Origin of the sequence: Virgibacillus sp. M23 (assembly GCF_034190895.1) — a bacterium.
Classification (GTDB): domain Bacteria; phylum Bacillota; class Bacilli; order Bacillales; family Amphibacillaceae; genus Virgibacillus; species Virgibacillus salarius.
In genome coordinates, this window is the sequence record NZ_JAWDHA010000076.1 from 1 (window position 1) to 19,804 (window position 19,804).

At 37.5% G+C, this 19,804-nt stretch carries 20 protein-coding genes and 1 rRNA gene; 6 read left to right on the forward strand and 15 right to left on the reverse strand.

The genetic code is table 11. The features are described 5' to 3' along the window. Positions 1-84 (reverse strand): 16S ribosomal RNA (locus RVS70_RS19440); the annotation flags it as partial. A 416-nt stretch (positions 85-500) separates the two neighbouring features. After that, complete coding sequence (locus RVS70_RS19445) at positions 501-722, reverse strand: hypothetical protein (protein WP_026682803.1); 222 nt, start codon at positions 720-722, stop codon at positions 501-503. Between the two features lie 263 nt (positions 723-985). Between RVS70_RS19445 and pdaB the strand changes: the two genes are divergently transcribed. Further along, on the forward strand, positions 986-1,744 hold the full coding sequence (gene pdaB / locus RVS70_RS19450; protein ID WP_026682802.1) for a polysaccharide deacetylase family sporulation protein PdaB: 759 nt from the start codon (positions 986-988) through the stop codon (positions 1,742-1,744). A gap of 79 nt (positions 1,745-1,823) precedes the next feature. On the opposite strand, the gene RVS70_RS19455 is transcribed toward pdaB, so the two are convergent. Further along, positions 1,824-2,480 (reverse strand): KinB-signaling pathway activation protein, encoded by a 657-nt coding sequence (locus tag RVS70_RS19455; RefSeq protein WP_026682801.1) that lies wholly within the window; start codon positions 2,478-2,480, stop codon positions 1,824-1,826. A gap of 165 nt (positions 2,481-2,645) precedes the next feature. Between RVS70_RS19455 and gerD the strand changes: the two genes are divergently transcribed. Next, positions 2,646-3,287, forward strand: coding sequence for a spore germination lipoprotein GerD (gerD, locus tag RVS70_RS19460; RefSeq protein ID WP_026682800.1), 642 nt, complete (start codon positions 2,646-2,648; stop codon positions 3,285-3,287). Positions 3,288-3,425: 138 nt separating this feature from the next. Here the strand turns inward: gerD and RVS70_RS19465 are convergent, their stop codons facing one another. Both RVS70_RS19465 and cwlD read right to left on the reverse strand, forming a co-directional pair. Next, positions 3,426-4,484: an Mrp/NBP35 family ATP-binding protein gene (locus RVS70_RS19465; RefSeq protein ID WP_026682799.1), complete on the reverse strand. Its 1,059-nt coding sequence runs from the start codon at positions 4,482-4,484 to the stop codon at positions 3,426-3,428. A 127-nt stretch (positions 4,485-4,611) separates the two neighbouring features. Further along, positions 4,612-5,343 carry an N-acetylmuramoyl-L-alanine amidase CwlD gene (gene cwlD, locus RVS70_RS19470; RefSeq protein WP_026682798.1) on the reverse strand — a complete coding sequence of 244 codons (732 nt, stop codon included), beginning with the start codon at positions 5,341-5,343 and terminating at the stop codon, positions 4,612-4,614. A gap of 204 nt (positions 5,344-5,547) precedes the next feature. Here cwlD and RVS70_RS19475 point away from each other — a divergent pair, with 204 nt between their 5' ends. After that, a complete protein-coding gene (locus tag RVS70_RS19475; protein ID WP_121604319.1) occupies positions 5,548-5,985 on the forward strand; it encodes a DUF948 domain-containing protein in 438 nt (145 codons plus the stop codon). 678 nt (positions 5,986-6,663) lie between these two features. On the opposite strand, the gene RVS70_RS19480 is transcribed toward RVS70_RS19475, so the two are convergent. The 3 genes from RVS70_RS19480 to RVS70_RS19490 are packed head-to-tail and all read right to left on the reverse strand — an operon-like array spanning position 6,664 to position 7,818. Beyond that, on the reverse strand, positions 6,664-6,894 hold the full coding sequence (locus RVS70_RS19480) for a hypothetical protein (RefSeq protein ID WP_026682796.1): 231 nt from the start codon (positions 6,892-6,894) through the stop codon (positions 6,664-6,666). Then, entirely contained in the window at positions 6,875-7,339 is a 465-nt protein-coding gene (locus RVS70_RS19485; protein ID WP_246484927.1) for a DUF948 domain-containing protein, read from the reverse strand. The genes RVS70_RS19480 and RVS70_RS19485 overlap by 20 nt, the downstream gene beginning before the upstream one ends. Before the next feature lie 2 nt (positions 7,340-7,341). Continuing rightward, positions 7,342-7,818, reverse strand: coding sequence for a DUF948 domain-containing protein (locus tag RVS70_RS19490; protein ID WP_051388451.1), 477 nt, complete (start codon positions 7,816-7,818; stop codon positions 7,342-7,344). 129 nt (positions 7,819-7,947) lie between these two features. Here RVS70_RS19490 and RVS70_RS19495 point away from each other — a divergent pair, with 129 nt between their 5' ends. Continuing rightward, positions 7,948-8,799: a YihY/virulence factor BrkB family protein gene (locus RVS70_RS19495; RefSeq protein WP_121604317.1), complete on the forward strand. Its 852-nt coding sequence runs from the start codon at positions 7,948-7,950 to the stop codon at positions 8,797-8,799. A 169-nt stretch (positions 8,800-8,968) separates the two neighbouring features. On the opposite strand, the gene RVS70_RS19500 is transcribed toward RVS70_RS19495, so the two are convergent. The 7 genes from RVS70_RS19500 to RVS70_RS19530 all read right to left on the reverse strand — a co-directional run bounded on the left by RVS70_RS19500 (position 8,969) and on the right by RVS70_RS19530 (position 16,853). Next, complete coding sequence (locus RVS70_RS19500) at positions 8,969-10,366, reverse strand: HlyD family efflux transporter periplasmic adaptor subunit (RefSeq protein ID WP_321134514.1); 1,398 nt, start codon at positions 10,364-10,366, stop codon at positions 8,969-8,971. Then, positions 10,366-11,040 (reverse strand): hypothetical protein, encoded by a 675-nt coding sequence (locus RVS70_RS19505; RefSeq protein ID WP_321134516.1) that lies wholly within the window; start codon positions 11,038-11,040, stop codon positions 10,366-10,368. The genes RVS70_RS19500 and RVS70_RS19505 overlap by 1 nt, the downstream gene beginning before the upstream one ends. Positions 11,041-11,275: 235 nt before the next feature. Continuing rightward, positions 11,276-12,475 (reverse strand): trans-sulfuration enzyme family protein, encoded by a 1,200-nt coding sequence (locus tag RVS70_RS19510; RefSeq protein WP_121604316.1) that lies wholly within the window; start codon positions 12,473-12,475, stop codon positions 11,276-11,278. A 69-nt stretch (positions 12,476-12,544) separates the two neighbouring features. Beyond that, complete coding sequence (locus RVS70_RS19515; protein WP_026682792.1) at positions 12,545-13,192, reverse strand: GntR family transcriptional regulator; 648 nt, start codon at positions 13,190-13,192, stop codon at positions 12,545-12,547. A gap of 156 nt (positions 13,193-13,348) precedes the next feature. Then, entirely contained in the window at positions 13,349-13,807 is a 459-nt protein-coding gene (locus RVS70_RS19520) for a GNAT family N-acetyltransferase (RefSeq protein ID WP_321134519.1), read from the reverse strand. A gap of 247 nt (positions 13,808-14,054) precedes the next feature. Next, positions 14,055-15,965, reverse strand: a complete 1,911-nt coding sequence (locus RVS70_RS19525; protein ID WP_321134521.1) for a cobaltochelatase CobT-related protein — start codon at positions 15,963-15,965, stop codon at positions 14,055-14,057. A gap of 15 nt (positions 15,966-15,980) precedes the next feature. Then, a complete protein-coding gene (locus RVS70_RS19530) occupies positions 15,981-16,853 on the reverse strand; it encodes an ATP-binding protein (RefSeq protein ID WP_026682790.1) in 873 nt (290 codons plus the stop codon). A 242-nt stretch (positions 16,854-17,095) separates the two neighbouring features. Here RVS70_RS19530 and RVS70_RS19535 point away from each other — a divergent pair, with 242 nt between their 5' ends. Together RVS70_RS19535 and RVS70_RS19540 are read left to right on the forward strand one after the other, a co-directional pair. Continuing rightward, positions 17,096-18,025, forward strand: a complete 930-nt coding sequence (locus RVS70_RS19535) for an L-lactate dehydrogenase (RefSeq protein WP_026682789.1) — start codon at positions 17,096-17,098, stop codon at positions 18,023-18,025. Positions 18,026-18,074: 49 nt separating this feature from the next. Next, on the forward strand, positions 18,075-19,646 hold the full coding sequence (locus RVS70_RS19540) for an L-lactate permease (protein WP_026682788.1): 1,572 nt from the start codon (positions 18,075-18,077) through the stop codon (positions 19,644-19,646). Positions 19,647-19,804: the final 158 nt, after the last annotated feature.

The following is a 19,804-nucleotide window of genomic DNA, read 5'->3' on the forward strand; positions in this document are numbered from 1 at the left end:
ATCTGCCTGCTTCCCGCGCTCGACTTGCATGTATTAGGCACGCCGCCAGCGTTCGTCCTGAGCCAAGATCAAACTCTCCAAAAAAGTTTGTTCATAATTAACACCGTTAATTATGATGTCTTAGCTTACTCCAGAAGTTTCCTTCTGGTTATTTTTAAGAAAAAACAGTTGCATGTTTTTCTCTTGACATACTGGTTGTTTTGTTCAGTTTTCAAAGATCAATTTTAATGTTTTGTCGTTTTTTGCGACAAGATATAATTTATCATGATTCCAAGTGATTGTCAACATGTTTTTTAAAATATTTTTTGATGAAAACTATTTTATAATGTGTTGCGTCATTTGTTGACAACAAAAAATAATATAGCATATAAACGTCTGGACTTCAATAGTTTATTTAAAAAAAGTTTATTTAAGTTCAATAAATTTAAAGAGTCCTTCTTCTGTTAGAAAGTAAAAGAACCCCCAATACTTGAAATACCTATGGAGATTCTTTTAATTTTTTATTGATTCTCACTGCGTTTCGGCATATATTTCAAGCACTCATTTTCGTTAGCTACTCTCCGAAATAATTGAAATAGGATATTGTATCTTTCCTTCATTGCTCGTTTAACCATATGATCAATTCGATGATCTTCTAGATCCATTAGCAACTCTTCCAATTCTCTTCTTAATAAGTATTCTACTTCTTTTTGTTCTATCTCATTGATTAACAATCCTAACAATGCGTTCACCTCATATTTCAATTCAGGTTATCTTTACCTTTTAAAAAAACAGTTATATCAGATTTATTCGCAGAAATGGTTGAATTTTGTCGGTTGTTCCCTTTTCTTACGAGAAAATTCCTTCTACTGCATACTATTCCCAAAAAAATCAGATTTACATCCGTAAAACAGAACAATTTTACTAAGTTTTTTTCATTACTTGTTCTTATTTCATTCTTCTCAGCATAGCTTTTTATAAAGGACAAGTTATAAGGAGCGGTAGAATGGAACATTTCTATGTATGGCGATTTAATAGATGGAAACGCTGGCTTGTTGTGATTTTATTTGCCTTATTTACTGCTACGTTTATTTGGTTTGAAAGAGATGGAAGTTTTTCTGTATTCTCTAATAAAGAACCAACTGCACTAACGAAAGGCAATGCAAACGAAAGTGATATTGCTTTGACATTTAATATTAGCTGGGGAGAGGAAAGAGTATATGATATATTAAAAACCCTTGAAGAAAAGAATGTACAAGCTACCTTTTTTGTAAGCGGTGAGTGGGCTGAAAGACATCCAGATATTTTAAAAAAGATAACAGAAGGCAAGCACGACCTAGGAATATTAGGTTATCGTTACAAAAGTTATCTTGATCAAGATATAGAGGAAGTACAGAGAGATTTAAAAAAGGCGAGAGAAGCCTTTGATAAATTAGGTTACGATGATGTAAATTTATTACGCCCACCGAGTGGCCATTTTAATAAAGAGATCATTGAAGTAGCTGAAAACATGGATTATAAAGTTATTCATTGGAATGTCAATCCTAATGACTGGAAAAATCCTGGGACTGATTCTATTGTTGATACCGTAATGAAGAAAACTACTAACGGAGATATCTTGCTATTCCATGCATCAGATTCTGCAAAACAAACGGCAAGTGCGTTGAAGACGATTCTCCCAGGGCTAAAAAACAAGGGCTTCACCTTTGTTTCAATTACTGAATTAATTAATCAGGCACATGCTGAACCAAAATTAGTGGATTAAGCCATTGGCTGAAAATCTTTTCACTTCTATATGTAACGCTTTAAAACGCCGGTATGCATCATATACCGGCGCTTTTGATTTATGCTTTCTTTGGGTTCACATGCTTCTTCTGACTTGATCTGTTTGCTTCCGTTGAAGCCTTTACAGAGTCACTATTATTTATTCGATGTAGTGCTAATAGCTGATATGTATTACATGCAAGTAAAGGAATAATCATAAGCCAAGCATAATCTGTACCTTCTGTTCGAAGCCCAGGTACCCATTCAACTGTTGTAATAACGACCATTAAAAATAGAGCTGGAATAAAAGCCTGTCGATTCGTTTCTTTTGCTTTAATCTTCGCGACAATCCAACCGTATGCCAAAATGGCAACAGCCATCAAGATAAACCAATAAATAGCTACCTCACCATCTGTAGCTTGATAAGGAAAGTAAACTAAATCAAATATAACAAATGCTATAAGCAGAACTTGAACGGTTGACCAGAAAGACCGAAACATTCCTAACCCAAATCGATTAATAAATAAATATGCGAAAAAACCAGTTTGACTTATAACACTAAACACTAAACCAATACCTATAAAGAAAATAACTAAGCCAAATAATTCCATTACGTTAAACGGTTGAAGGTTTGCTGCATAATCTTCAGCTTTTACAAAAAAACTGGTTAACAATCCAGCTAACCCACCTATGAACAATGTTTTAAAAAAGAAATGCACCAATTTTCGACTATTCAAAACTGCTTCCTCCTACCACTATGTAAAATGACCAATAATTAACTGTCTCTATTTTAAGCTGTTTAAAGGTATTTTATCATGAAGGGACACTTTTTTCCTTCCTAAAGCGAATATTTTTCATTTCTGTCACTCATATTAAGTAAGAAGAGGAAGGAGGATTTCCTAATGATTCGATCCATTTATTTAGCCGTTATCATGATATCTGTCATCTTGATTAGTGGCTGTAACGGCGGAAATGCCTCTGAAAAGGAAGGACAGTATGACACAACCAAAAAAATGGTTGTTGATATATTACAGACTGAAGATGGTAAAAAAGCACTACGAGAAATTATGACAGATGATACCATGAAACAAGAGCTAGTCATGGAATCTGATGTAGTGAAAAAATCCATTAATGAGGCCCTTGTTTCTGAAAAAGGGAAAGAAATGTGGACAAAGCTTTTTCAGGATACGGATTTTGTAAAAGAATATACAAAATCGATGAAAGATGAACATATAAAGCTGATTAAAAGCTTAATGAATGATGCAGACTATCAGAAACAAATGCTCGAGCTGTTACAAAACCCAGAGATGACAGAACAGATGCTAGAAGTAGTAAAAAGTCAACAATTCCGCGCTCACTTAGAAGAAACCATTCAACAAACATTAGAAACTCCACTATTCCAAGAAAAAATGCAGGAAACATTGTTGAAGGCTGCTGAAAAACAAAGCAAAGGCCAGCAACAAAAAGGCGGAGGCGGAAGTGAAGAAGGCAACCAAGAAGAACAAGGAAGCGAAAGCGGTGGCGGATCTGGCGGGGGACAATAGCCACACATTGTAGCACTTGCTTTATTTAGATTAAACAAGCAGCATTGCAGATATTAAAAAGCGGACGCCAAAGCGACCGCTTTTTCATTATTATTATAACCATGCCTTGAATTACTATTGATTTCTGGTTATGCCGTACTATTCTTCCAGCATCGCAACAATTTTTGAAGCTATTTTGTGATATGCTTGTCCATTCGGATGATCCTGCTGGTAAATGGAAGGAGCAAATTCATCTTCTTCCTCATAAGGCTGCTGTAATGGCAATTGACCAAGTACTTTTGTTTTAAGCACTTCAGCAAGCTTTTTACCTCCACCTTGACCGAATACATATTCTTTTTCACCAGTAGCCTTACTTTCAAAATAGGCCATATTCTCAACGACACCAAGAATTTCATGATCTGTCTTCAACGCCATTTGTCCTGCACGGGCAGCAACAAAGGCCGCTGTTGGATGAGGTGTAGTAACAATTACTTCTTTACAGGTTGGAAGCAATTCATGAACATCCATAGCAATGTCACCAGTCCCCGGTGGTAAATCAAGTAGTAAATAATCTAAATCGCCCCATTCTACCTCTTTAAAGAAACTGTTCAACATTTTACCGAGCATTGGTCCGCGCCAAATAATTGGTGAGTTATCCTCAACAAAGAAGCCCATGGAAATTACTTTTACACCGAATCGTTCTACCGGAATAATCTTCTCACCACGTACAGCCGGGCGCTCCTCTACTCCCATCATATCTGGAACACTAAACCCATAAATATCAGCATCGATAATTCCTACCTTTTTCCCTAAGCGCATTAAAGAAATTGCTAAGTTAACGGTTACAGTAGACTTACCAACGCCACCTTTACCACTTGAAACAGCAATGAATTTCGTATTTTTATGACCACCCATTAAAGCAGCCTCTTGCTCTGCTTCAACTGCTGGCTGATACTTCTTAATGATATCGTCTGGTAACTGTTCGAAACGCAAGCCAACCGTTACAGCTCCATGTTTCTTTAGAATGCCTACAATTTCCTGTTGAAGCTGCATCTGCTCAGCTGTATTCGTTTTAGCAATACCAATTTTAACACTGATATGCTTCTTATCTTCCTTAATAGTCACTTCCTTTACGCCTTCTGTTTTCTCAAGCGTTATATGTAAAAACGGATCTTTAACAGGGTTAAGCAGTTGTATAACTTCATCTTTTGTTAACACAATAAATCACCATCCCTTTTAAACTGTCTGCCCTTATTGTTATTTCATTCAAGGCTAGTATAACATAAAACATAGAAATTCTAAGTAATATGCTGTGTAATAAAAGGGATAGTAATCGTTTTCTTAGCTAGTTATCCTCTTCTTCTTTCATATCTTCTGTGGCATACCTTAGAATACCTTCATAGATACTTGCTGCCATTTTTAGTTGATAGTTCCTATCCTTCAACAATTCCAGCTCTCGCTCATTAGATAGAAAACCTATTTCTACCAAAGCCCCGGGAACTTCGGCATGCTTTAACAAATATACGCTGTTAATAGGTAATGGTGTACGGTTCGTGTTTTCTAAATTGCGAATAATCTCAGACTGAATCATTTTGGCTAAATGCTTATTCTCATCCATGCCCGGAAAATAAAATGTTTGCGCTCCGCTCCAGCGAGAGGATGGCAATGCATTTAAGTGCATCGTAATAAAAAAGTCTGCTTCTTTATCCTTTATAAACGCTAGCCTCTTTCGAATATCCTCTGATTTTCTTCTCGCTAGTCCTTTGGTATCTTCCGCAGCTAGGTCTTTATCTTCTTCACGTGTTAGATAAACCAATGCTCCAGATTGTTGCAAGTACTTTTGCAGTTTTTTAGACACTTCTAAGGAAATATCCTTCTCTAGCGTATCATCCTTACCTACTGCCCCCCCATCTGGTCCGCCATGTCCTGGATCAATAACAATCGTTTTTCCAGATAGCGGTAACGACCATGATGAGCCTACCCACGAGGACTCATTTTTCTGAATCGGAAATTGAATAAGAAATAGTAATAATAGTGCACCTAATCCCCATATGACTATCTTCATAATATGTTTCATGACCCTCGTCCCCTTTTTTTATGCTTTTCTATTTTATGGGACATACCGGTAAAATATGCTATTACATCCTATGATCCACCGTTTACTTTTTATGGTTTCGTGGTATATTAAAGAAATACATAAGAAAATATCAAAACACCCAATTTGTAGCACTGAACTAAATCGGTGCAAGCTGTATGTATTTTCATGAAAGGGGTAGAAAAAATGGATTGGTTAGGTATTGGTGTTGTTATTATTGGAATAGCACTTTTCGTACTTGTAGTTATTTTAATTAAACCACTTAATAAACTTGCTGGGATATTAAATAATTTACAGAAAACAACTAGTGGTCTTCCTCAACAAATGGAAGAGCTTACTTCTCAAGCTACTGAAGCCCTACGATCAGGGAATGACACGCTTCATGAAGTAAATCAACAAGTTAAAGAATTAACTCCCATATTTCAGTTAGTGGGCGATGCAACAAGGGCAGCCAATTACGCATCCTCTTCGCTAGTAGATGCTGTCATGAAAGTGAAGAAGGACACAGATGGAAATGAATTTACTAAAAGGAATCATTTGGAGGGTATTTATGGGCTTGCCACTTTGGCCTACTACATTATTCAGCAAAGTAAAAGACGAAATACAATAGACATGGAGTCTTAAAAGGCATTACTTATGAGAACACATATTTGATATAGGGATAATGAGACCACTTTAGGGTCAATTATCCCTTTTTTAATTGTATCTATTCGATTAAGAATTTCTCTTAAATGCTATCATCACTTATTTTTTTGAATTATGAGGGGGAGTGAATATTATATATTATAAAATGCGGGATCATACGTGAATATATCTATTGTAAAACTAAGGATAGGTCATACAAAGCTATAGCCACTATCTGTACAAGAGGGAAACATATACGGCACTCCCTTTATGAAGCCAGCGGATTTTCATTTCAAGAAAAAAGAATCACAATGACAGAAACAGAAGAAAAACAAGTTTCTTTAAGATATGCAAGGCAACTACGATTAAAACCAAGAACAAAAGCGCAAGCGTCCGATTAGAAACGTAGCGACTGGTGCAAGTCAACGGAGTTAAAGGAATCACGGTGAGTTTGCGAGCCGATGATGACTGTAGGGTGATTCGTGAAGTCGTATCGTTTCTGGGCGCTGAAGCCGGAAGCGGCTCAACGCATCCCTATTTATCTACATGGGCTAATTTTTTAATTTCCTAAACTATTAAAAAAAGGGGTTGTCTTAAATCAACCCCTTGGCCTGACCTTCCTACAGGTATATGAACATATGTAGTAAGAATTTTTACTGGATGTTCCTACTCTACATATCAACGCTTCAGCTTTTGTTGGATATCCTTTTTCAAGCCATCAATCTTAATTGCACGAGCTTGACCATCTTGATATACTTTTCTCTCTATTTCCTTAGCTGTTTCCCAGATAGAACGCTTTTCCTCTATCCCCTGCTTTGTCATATTGCTTTTCACAAACCAACCTACAGCTATGCCAATTGCTGCTCCGGCTGTAATTACACTGACGCTTTTACTCGTTATGTTCGTCATTTAATGGTGCTCCTTCATGCTGATCTTTCTTATGCTGTCTACGTTTTTGCAACCAGTAGTATCCAAGAGCAAATGTTCCGTATAAACCACCAGCTTTATTTTTATTAGTTACTTCCTTCGTATCTTCCGTTTTTTGCTTTAACGATTCCGTTACATCAACCAAGGATGAGGAAAATTTCCGAGTTACATTTCCAACATCACCGACAATATAAAATAACGGACTTAACTGTTTCATTTTTTCATTTATATCTGATAAGGTATGGTTACTTTCTTCTATTAAATTAGTGGTTTCCTTAAAAATGGAATTCATTTGATCCGGAAGCTGATTCACCGTTTTCTCGACACCATGAAGCACCCCCGCTAAATTATTTAATACATGTGCAATAAAAATAGCAATTATTAAACATGCAATCCCAATTAATAATACTCCAATACCTGTTAACATGATTATCCCTCTCTCCCTGAATGATTGTTTGATACATCAGCTGCTTCCTCTTGCTTATTCTGGGTAGGTGTATGCCGCTTCCATTTATCAAATAAATAAAATGCTGTTTCAGCCCAACGAATACCTTCAATATATGGTTTTGTCTTTTGCTCCATTTCGGCATCTGTAAGCTTAGAATTATTTTTCATTAATACATGATTTATCGTATTGATCGAGTTACCCATGTTCTCTACAGTTGCAAACACACTATCAGTTGCCTTCATTTTTTCTTCTATGTCGTCCATCATTCCATTCGTTTCTTGTAACATATGTGTTAATTGTGGGGTTACTTGTTGCATTTCTTGCCCAACTTCCCCTAATGTATTTCCCATCGTTCTCAGTGTTTTAGACACACGATGTAATACTAAGGCAATATACCCGACCGTTAATGCAAATGCAATACTAATCATTAGAATAGCTATATATATAATTCCTTCCAATTCGAACATCCCCCTTCCTATACATGCATTATACCACTTGAATACGCGAATAAAACGTATTGTGCTTTGACGATTACATCATGGAAATAATGGGTATATGGTAATTAAACTACATATGGAGGAACGTATATGTCAAATATAAAAGCAATTGCCAAGCAATTTACAGCAAAATTCAAAAGTGATAATGTTCCCTTGTTAGCAGCTGCCTTAGCCTACTACTTCTTATTATCTATCGTACCATTATTTTTAGTTTGCTTTGCCTTAATTCCATATTTTAATATACATCCTGATGATGCCATTACTTTTATTGAAGGTGCTCTACCTAATGAACTTTCAGCTATCTTCGAAGAAAATATTGTTCGACTTATCGAAACACCACGTGGTGGTCTACTTACCATTGGAATAATAGGAGCTATATGGTCATCTTCAGCCGGGATGAATGCCTTCATTAAAGCAACTAACGAAGCTTATGAAATGAATGAAACAAGGAACTTCCTCGTTGTTCGCATCATTGCACTCGGCCTCACCTTAAGTATGATTATAGCATTGGTTGTTGCCATTATCGTACCCATTTTTGGAAATGTCATTCTCCAATTTTTAGATTCCTTATTCTTCTTTTCTGCTACCACTGCTTTGTTATTACAAGTGCTTCGATGGACTGTTAGTCTCATTATATTATCAGGATTCATTCTTATTCTATATCGTGTTGCTCCGAATAAACGACTCCCTTTTAAACATATTATTCCCGGAACCATAACAGCTAGCTTTCTTTGGCAGGTTATCTCGTTAGGCTTTTCCGTATATGTCAGTAATTTTGGGAATTATTCTGCTACATATGGTAGTCTTGGTGGCATCATCATTTTATTAATTTGGTTTTTCCTAACTGGAATGATTCTAATAAGTGGTGCCATTATTAATGTTATATGCCATCAGAAGCAACAACAGTCAGATGATGAGAAGATTCTCACATCATCAATGTAAAAAAGCAGCCAAAAAGGTTCGTACAGATGTAGCAACTGGATTACGCGAGAAACTCCAGCGAGAAGAACGGCTGCATTAAGCCTCGCACCGAGTCGTATTTACTCCCTAGGAGTTGAACCACCTTCCGGGGGCTGGTTTAGGATGAGAGTTGTCTTTTAGGACAACTCCTCTATCGCGATAAGAAGCCTATCAAAAAGGGCTCGTACCAAGCAGTATCGCGAGGAGAAATGATACGCTTCCAACTATGGTCCCACTTAATTGGCGTTATAAATGTTGCCTGCTGCCGAAATTGACTTTCTGGATCCGCTGCAACTGCATCTCCAACAGTCACGCCAGAAGTTATCTCTAACATAGAATTCATAAGAATTCCCGTATCTACTTTCTGCTTCAATAAATTTCCCTCTTTTGTCATTTTCCATACATTACCTTGAGCGATCATATCTTCATATAAGACTGTTGCCTGTTCCGATGATTTCGTAATAATTGTTACATCTGCATGATAGCCAGGTAATAATGCTTGTTCAATCGACGCTTCCTGATTCTCATTATCTTTGGTAGATGCTTCCGTACCATCTGTTGTCTTTTCTTCCGTCTGATCCATTGTATCAGACGAACCGACAGCTTCCGGGTTTTCTACTGTTTCTTCTTTCTCTTCCTTCGCACCTTCCATATTTGCCTCTTCCTCATCTAATTCAAACGTTGCAGCAAAAGGGTAGATACTATCATCTTTTACAGTCACATTCCCTTTTGGAGCATCACTTACATGATTAATAGTACCTTCCAGACTTATATCTTTCTCGGAAATGCTAATCTCAACGGGTAAGCCTGCTTGTACAAGCGTACGCTCTTGTTCCGTCAACTCCCCCTCAGCATGTAGAGATGCACTTTCAATCGTTATAATTGGATCTTGCAATGAGGAAGATACCGATGCAACTCTACCTTCATATGGACTTTCCACCGTAATCGTATCACCCGTCGTTTGAAGCTCTTGTAATTGATTGTTAATACTTGTTAACGCAGCATTTTTTTGTGCTAATTCTTTTTCCTTTTCTACAATATATTGCTCTTTAACCAAATTGGCTTGGATCGGATCTTGTGGAAACTCTACACGCATTTCCTCCGATGTTATTTCTAATGATGGGGATGCTTCTGTATTTGTTTGCGGAATCTGATAAGCTCTCATTTGTGTAATCGCCTGTTGAATAGCAGCAATTTCACCCTCTACCTGATCTGCTTCTTGAATGAGATTCGACTCCGCTTCATAATAATTGTCTACCGTATAAGAAAAAAGTGCATCTCCCGCACTAACTTGGCTCCCCTCTTTTACTAGGAATTCATTAAAGCTTCCTGTTTGAGGATCAAAGTAAACGTGGTTCGCTTCCGTAGCAGCTAACACCCCAGAAGTATGCAACTTTTCTTCCATATCCATCTGATTAACCTGAGACCAGTCAGAGATATAAGCAATTCGATCTACTTTTTTTTCATCATCGATATAAACCAATACAAAATTAACACCAATAAATAATACAATAGCGATTTGCAGAAAACGTTTTTTAGCCTTTTGCATTATCCAAACCACCCATTCAAGATGTATCGATCAGTATATGCTATCAATGCAGCAAGAATCCAATAACACATATGTAATCCTATTACAATAAGCCAAAGCCACTTTTTCTTTATATCTGATAAATAACCTATGTATTTGACTTGAAAATAAATAATCCAGAGCTGAAATAATGAAATGGCTCCGAAAAAATAAATAAACAGCGTATTGTCGAAAAGGTATGATGCAATAATCCCTAGAGATAAAGGAGATACATACCAATCTAGCCCATTAAAAACTGCTAACGGAATCCATATTAGTCTTTCAATTAAAACTACCAATAAGACAACCTGTTGCATGATTAATAGTTTCCGATAAGGTACTCCTGTAATAACATAGAAAATCAATGAAGGTATAAACAACACTAACGCTGTAAATAAAACTGCAAAGGCTACCCTTCCTACCAGAAACCAAAATTTTTGTTGCTCATAGATTAATGGCTTTAGCTCCATAGCTCCTGACGAAAGAAGATTTGTTCCTATGCCTACGTAGGCCATCCAACCGTATAAGATGACAGTACATAAAAGAAGTAAGAAATTCATTTTCCACAGATTTTTTATTTTCTCTGCTTTCTTTACTCGAAATAAATGATCTTCTATGGAAAACAGAAATTTAACCATGTTGCTATAATAAGTCATCTGCTACATCCCTCTTCTATATTTCAATTATCAGAATTACAAATATTGCCTTAATTTTATCGTAGAATCGGATAAAAATCTATTGTTTTTGTAAAAATTGACAAGATCCTACAACATATGAAGTCAAAATGCTACGCTTATAATCAATGATAGAATGGCCAAAAGAGATAGCAAAATAAGCTTTGGCGAAAAAATGCGCTCGTCCTTACATAAGGAGCAAGCGCATATACCTTCATTAATTTACTATTTTTATACTTGATTGTACTCTATTCAATGCTTGTCGTATATCATGAATAATGTCTTCACTGTCTTCTAAACCTGCTGATAGGCGGATTAGACCATCTGTAATCCCGTACTTCAAACGTTCTTCAGGTGGAATTGACGCATGTGTCATCGAAGCAGGATGCTGAACCAATGTTTCCGGGTCGCCCAAGCTAAAAGATATCATAGCTAATTTAAGATGGTTTATAAACATTTTTCCTGCTGGGCAACCTCCTTTTACTTCAAATGATACAATTCCTCCCATCCCACGCATTTGTTGAATTGCTAATTGATGTTGAGGGTGCGAAGATAGACCTGGATAGTGAACTGTATCAATCATTTCATGCGTTTCTAAATACTCCGCTATTTTTTGAGCATTTTCACAGTGCTTATTCATACGTAACGCCATTGTTTTTATTCCTCGAATTATCAGGAATCCATCCCAAGCATTTAATTGTTGACCAAGATCACCTGCAATTCTCTTTCGCATGAATTGAATAGTGGATGCATTACTAATAATCAAACCAGCTAATACATCTCCGTGTCCGTTCATATACTTCGTTGCACTATGAATGACAACATCGGCACCTAATTGTAACGGATTCTGTAGATACGGGCTCATAAATGTATTATCAATAATTAAAGGAATATTATAACGCTTACATAAATTAGCAATTGCTTTTATATCAAGCACTGTGAGTCTCGGATTCGACGGAGTTTCAATATAAACAGCTTTCGTATTATCCCTTAAAGCACGCTTTATAGAAGATAGCTTCGTACAATCTACAAAACTAACATCAATTCCAAAGCGTGGGGCAAGAGAGTGTAAGAAACTAAACGTACCTCCATAAACATCCTTTGTTACTATTACATGATCACCATTTTTTAAAAAGGTTAATAATGCTGTGGAAATTGCCGCCATTCCACTAGCTAAGCCTAAACAGGCTTCCCCACCTTCTAAAGCCGCTACTTTCTTTTCCAAGGTCTGTACAGTTGGATTACCATACCGCCCATAATAGATTCCTTCCCGTTCTCCTGAAACTACATCTGAAGCTGTTTCTGCATCTGGAAAAGCATAAGCTACAGCAGGTGTAATACATTGTGTGATCATCCCTGTCTTAGCATCTGGCTTTAAGTTCTCATGAATTAGTTTCGTATCTCGCTTCCAATCCATATTCTCTCTCCTTTCACTATCTTACGTTTTGTATAATTGTATACAATTATTTTTAGATGGAAGCATAAGTTAATATAACTCCTCCATCTTTTTAATAGCAGTATCTAGACTTTTCATAACATGCTGCTGTGAAATAAGTTCCGCTTGATGCGCATCGCCTTTTATCATATGGTCTAATATTAAAGCATGATCATCTAGCTGATTTTCCGTTGAATCTGTTGTTTGTATTAGGCCTAACCTTCGATAACGATTTATATGATTATTTAGTGTAAGTAGAATTTTCTTTGCCGTTTTATTTCCACTTAGCTCATATAAGTAAGAATGGAACTCCATGCCGTATTGAATATGATCATCTTCCAATCCCTGCTTTTTAGCCTTATTTATCAGTAGCGTTATATTCTTTAAATGGTAAATATCTTTTTCTGTAGCATGTTTTGTCGCATCTCTAGCGATTTTACCTTCTAATATACTGCGAATCTCAAAAATTTCCCTTGCCTCTGTGATAGAAAGTGGCGCAACCTTTAATCTGCCATTCTGTTTTCTTACCAATAATTCTTCAAATTCCAATTGTTGTAATGCGGCACGTAGAGGTGTTCTGCTAACTTCTAATTCCTTAGCAAGACTTTCCTCAATAACGTCCTGATTAGGCTCCATTTGCCCACAAATAATTTTGTTTTTTATCTCCTCATATACATAATCCTTCGTTCCAAGACGCATTTTACTTCACACCCTTCCTATCCACCACTTGTGATTTTGTATAATTGTATACAATTATTTTGTGCTAACTCTACCCAAATGTCAATAAGAGGTTCATTCTTTATAGACTATAATAAAAGAAGCGACGTTGATAAGCCGCTTCTCCATCAATAGTTATTAAATGGTACTTGTATCTCGTACCATTACCAATCCAGAGACAATACCTGAATGATCCTCTTCTCCATTAAACCGGAAACCCAACCGCTCATATAAGGCCTGCGCCTTTGTATTATCTCGTGTGACACTTAGATAAATCATTTCTGTATCATATAGTTCTTCAATATGCTTGAGAAGGATTGGCAAAATCTTTGATGCATAACCAAGTCCTTGGTACTTCGCATCGATCATAAAACGATCTAGCCAAACGTCACCTTCTCGTTTTACTTGACCATACATAGCATAGCCAATTGCTATTTCTCCATCATATAATCCTACAGATTGCCATTCCGATTCAAACACCGATTGAACAATGGAGAGCGCATTACTCTCAATGTAGTCCTGCTGATTTTTCTTTACCGAAAGACAAGCAATCGTTTGCCAGTTTTCAGTCGATACCTCACGTATATGGAGGTCCATGTTCCCACTTCACTTTCTTCAATTTGTAAACATCATACACGTTTATCTCACATATAACTGGCAGTAACCCTCCCACTTATCAATATTGGGGGATCGACTGCCAGTACATGTCCGATTGGTTCAAAAGCCTTTAGCTCATACCCCTGTGATACTATACAGGAGATAAATTAATAAGTTAACCTAGAAGCTTGCCTACAAAACTAAGTTCTATTTAAGGGTGCTTTCGTAACAAAATGGATCTGTTTTTTTATATTACTTTTAATAATAATTTTTTCAGAAGTGGTGCAAAGTGATCAGGAAGTTCGGAAACGCTTGGAACGAGAATACGATGCTTACCATAAATATTCTGCATTAGCTTATCTGCCGACTCATCTACTTCACCATCAGCGAGAAAAGTACCAATGACTTCCATTCCTTTTTTTCGCGCCTCCAGAACTGCAAGATTTGTATCGACAATGCCATTTTGATTATAATTAGCTGCTGCTGGTTCCCCATCAGAGAATACTAGTAAAAATTTATGTTTTTCACGGCGGGCCTCTAATTGCTCTGCTGCTACTCGAATACTAAATCCATCACGATTATCTTCTTGAGGCTCGAGCTGCATAATTTTTGGTCCATTATTTTCGTATAAGGAATCGGAAAAGGAGTGAATGATATGAAGATAATTAGGCTGGTAATGATCCGTTACCTCCATAGCATCTTCCCAGAATCCCATGATAGAATGTGGGATTTGAAAGGATTTAAGCACTTCATGAAATAGTACAATTCCTCGCTTTGTTTCTTCCATCTTTCCATGCATCGAGGCAGAACAATCTACTAGCAATGTAAAAGCGGCATCTAATTCCTTCGATTCTTGATTCTTCTTATAGAATATTCGTGGCTTCTCATCAAGCACCATCGGCAATAATTTTTTAGACAATCTGCCAATCATTAAATCCTTTCTTGCTGCATTCTTCTTATGTTCCAGTGTTTTTGTTATAATCGTCGATAGCTTGCGCTTATAGTTTTCAATATCTTTCACAAAATCAAGATATACATTAATATCCGCTTGGGAAGGAGGGCTTGATTGTTTGACACATTTTACCGCATTCTTATTTGCTTCCCCATATATTGCATCTCTGCCGCTTCCTGGCTTTATTTCTTGTTTATCCAAAGTGTCTAAATCTGAGTAATCCTTATTTTTAGTTTGTCCTGATGACCCTTGAATCGTTCCCATTGCTTGATCACCATCTTCTGTTTCTCTGGCACCATTGCCCATTATATTCGTTTTAGTACCAACTTCTAATTCAAATTGCAGAAAGGTCTGCTGTCGATCACTATTCTCATTTTCCCGATGCCAGGTGGAAAACTGTTCATCCATATATTCATTTTTCTCTTCGTCCAATTCTTCGCTATCCTCATTTGCAAGCTCATCCGTCCTTGTTAACTCATCAAATAATGTGTTTTTAGTATATTTATCAATATGATGAATGGGAAATACAAAATAATCATGAATTGTATCTACGTATCCTTCATGAAGACGGGAAACAATTTGCTCGACAATCCCTGAAACAGCTTGTGTACTTCTAGCTTCATATACAGAATAAATAAGTGGCTTGACCTTATTTAATTGCTCAAGCTGTGATTGTGAAGCTCTCGGAAAATTAGGGTCTGGGCTATTCGATTGTAAAGTTAAATAAATCAAGCAAAATAATTCATCTAATGCTAGGCCCCTTGTAACATGTGCAGCACGTTCATTTTCAAATTTATGTTTATAGTAATTTTTCCGAACAGTAAATACATGCTTTGTCCCCGGGCGTTCTTGCTTTATTTTCTCCTCTAATCGAATATCTTCAAATAATGCAAATAGTTGAGAAGCGAATTTTGGCAACGAAGATTCATTTACGGTGTGTAAAAATTCCTTCATAGCCTGTATATCAGAATAACGAAACGATCCAATTGTTCGTAAAAAAACATCCGATTTCAAGCCAGCCACTTTTACATTCGGACTGGTAGTATCCCAGGTTCTGCTTGCGGTTACCTTCCCATCTAATAAATCAATATAAGAACCAAAACTATACTCGAATAATAGCTCGGGATTACTGGATAAAACCGTAGTCAGATCCTGCAATTGCCGAAATAAATTAGTATCTACTTTAGAATCATGAAAACGATACATCGTATAATCTCCTAACTAGAATAAGGTTGCCGCCAGATTCAAGACAAACTCCCTCTCCCTATCTTCTTCCAGTTTATCAACAATGGCTCGTTGAATCGCTCGTTCCGCAGGAATAAGGACACTTAAGTCACATGCATCTAGTAAAGCACGAATAGACGCTGCATCTTCAGCTATTTTCCCTTGAACTACGGCTTGAATGAGGTCAGCTGACAACGTAACAAATAAGTCAATGGTATGCTCATCATTAAGTTGCGTATTCTCTTGAATCAGTTGCTTTAGTTGCTCACCTTCGATATAAGGTATTTCAATCACAACAAAACGGTTTTTTAATGCCTCATTGAGCGGAACGGTACCAACATACCCTTCATTAATGGCAGCAATTACATTAAACCCTTTATTGGCAGACACCAGTTCATTTGTAAATGGATTCGTTATCGTTCGACGATAATCCAAGACTCCGTTTATTAAAGGCAATGTTTCCGGTTTTGCCATGTTAATTTCATCAATATATAAAAATGTGCCATGCTGCATCGCATTAATGACAGGTCCTGAAACAAATTCGATAACCTGCTGATCATCTTTATTTGCAAGTGTTTTAAAGCCTAACAGGCTTTCAGCGTCTAAATCAACGGAGCAATTGACACTAAACATCGGTTGTTGAAATAGCATAGAAAGTGTTTCAGCAAATTTGGTTTTTCCAGCACCAGTTGGACCCTTTAACAGAATGTTTTTCCCCATACTGAGCGCTGAGATGGCATCTATTAATAATTCTTGATTCGGCGGCATATAACCACCCTCACCAATTAATTCCTGAAATGCGTTGCTATTCCTGTTATAGCTATTCAATAGTTCTGTCATTTTGTCTGATAATTCATAGTTCGTACGCATACATAAACTCCTTTCAGAGCTATTGTATCTTTTTTTATGAGAAAAACAAAAGTTAGCTGTTTTATGACGCTATTAAAGGATAGAGATGAGAATTAACTAAATCACAAAAAAGCAGTATGTAACTCTTCACTATATATTACACCAATGAATTAACATACATCATATTGTGAAAAAATCACAAATGTATTCATGAATCTATGCTGGGGATAATACACAAATGAAAATGTCGGGAGGTAATGAATATGAGTGGAATTTTAAGTAGTAAAGTGGTGCTAATAGGTACAGGAGCGGTTGGGTCCAGTTACGCGTATTCATTGATAAATCAGGGATTGAGTGACGATATCATACTAGTGGATATAAATAAGAAAAAGGCTCAGGGAGATGTAATGGATTTGGATCATGGGATTGTATATGCACCTAGTCCCATGACGATCCGGTATGGGACTTTTAAAGATTGTAAAGATGCGGCGATTGTGGTTATTTGTGCTGGCTCAGCACAGAATCCCGGAGAGACAAGACTAGAGCTGGTGCAAAAAAATGTAAATATCTTCAAGTCAATAGTGGATGAGATTATGAAATCCGGTTTTGATGGTATTTTCATCGTAGCAACGAATCCGGTTGATATACTGGCTTATGCTACATGGAAATTCTCAGGCCTTTCAAAAGAGAGGGTCATAGGTTCAGGAACGGTCTTGGATACAGCAAGATTTCGAAGCCTGTTAGGAAGAGAATTTGGGATCGCTCCTATAAGTGTTCATGGGTATATTATCGGTGAACATGGTGATTCACAGCTTCCGGTTTGGAGCTCTGCTAATATTTCAGGCACACAAATCACTACCAAGATATCCCATGAAAGAAAAGAAGTGATCACCCAACAGGTTAAGGATGCTGCTTATCAAATTATTGAAATGAAAGGTGCGACCTATTACGGAATTGCAATGGCATTAGCGAGGATCACGAAGGCGATCCTGCGGAATGAGCAGGTGGTTTTACCAGTTGGTACGCTACTCGAAGGAGAGTATGGTGTCAATGATGTATATATCGGCGTTCCAGCGGTTGTTGACCGAAAAGGGGTTAGAAATGTGATTGAGCTCTCGCTGGATGAAAGAGAACAAGAAAAATTTGCGATCTCTGTACAACTATTGCAAGACTTTCAACAGAAGATAGGGTAATAGGGCAAGCTCATCATCCAATCATTCTTACTAAAAGGGAGTCATTTGTATGTTAGTTGAAAGTGTTAATCCATTCGGTCATTTAGGAATCACAGCGATGGTTGCAGCCATTCCCGTTTTGTTATTTCTCTTGAGCCTGACTATTTTTAAAATGAAGGGCATACATGCAGCTATATTGAATCTTGGTGTAACGTTCATAATCGCACTGTTTGTCTTTAAGCTTCCTATTGAGGAATCGGTGGGCAGTGTCGTACAAGGTACCATAATCGGAATATGGCCGATTGGCTATATCATTATAATGGCAGTATGGTTATATAAAATTGCCGTTATATCCGGAAAATTTGATGTTTTACGAGGAAGTATCGCTGGGATTTCACATGATCAACGTCTACAGCTTTTATTAATTGGGTTCTGCTTTAATGCCTTCCTGGAAGGTGCTGCAGGCTTTGGTGTACCAATTGCCATCTGTGCTGTGCTCTTGGTTTCCCTGGGATTTAAACCTTTGCAGGCAGCCATGCTGTGTCTAATTGCAAACGGTGCTTCCGGTGCTTTCGGTGCCATTGGAATTCCTGTTGGAATTATTGATACATTTGCACTGGAGAATGTGACATCCATGAAGGTTTCCGTGATGACAGCCCTTACCCTACCAATCATTAACTTTACGATTCCATTCTTACTTATTTGGCTCATGGATGGATGGAAGGGAATCAAGGAAATATTCCCTGCTATTTTAGTGACGGCAGCGACCTATACTGTGTCACAGGCAGTCATCACGATCACCATCGGTCCAGAACTTGCGGATATTATTCCTTCTCTCTTAACGATGGGGGTATTAGCACTGTTCTTGAAGAAGTGGCAGCCGAAGAACATCTTTTTGCTTGATGATTATAAAAATAAGAGAGAAACCTATTCCATTGGAGAAGTGGTAAAAGCATGGTCCCCCTTTTATCTGTTGACCTTTTTTATCATGATTTGGAGCCTCCCTGTATTTCAAGGACTATTTGCAGAGGGGGGTATACTAGAATTTTCAGTTGTGAAGGGACTTATACCAGGTTCAACCATACCAATAACTGTCGATTTGCTCGGAGCCACTGGGACAGCAATCTTATTATCTGCCTTGACGACGGTGATCACTACGAAAGCCATCCACTTCAAAAAAAGCTGCAAGCTTCTGGGAAAAACCGTGGTTGAATTTAGTATTCCTATCGTCATGATCTGTGCCATACTAGGAATTGCCAAACTCATGACCTATGCAGGAATGACAACGGCGCTTGGTGAAACAGTGGCTAAAACGGGACAAGTATTTCCGTTATTGTCACCAATTCTTGGATGGATCGGTGTATTTATGACAGGCTCTGTTGTAAACAACAACACCCTATTCGCACCAATCCAGGCAACAGCGGGAAATATCCTAGGTACTAACCCATCTCTACTGGTTGCTGCGAACACAGCCGGAGGAGTCATGGCTAAACTCGTTTCGCCACAATCCATTGCGATTGCAGCAGCAGCCGTGGGTGAAACAGGAAACGAGGCCACACTCATGAAAATGACTCTTAAATACAGCTTTGCATTGCTCGCATTCGTTTGTATTTGGACATTTTTATTGTCCTTAATCTTTTAAAGTGCAATGGAATAGCGACAGAACCTAGTAGATAAGAAAAACGGAGCAAAATTCGCTCAGTCCTTATCACTACATGCTCAGATTTACGCTTCCTCTAGTAGCTATTATGGAATAATAGCTACTGCTTGACCACCACTCCGGCTGCCCACTTCCCTTTC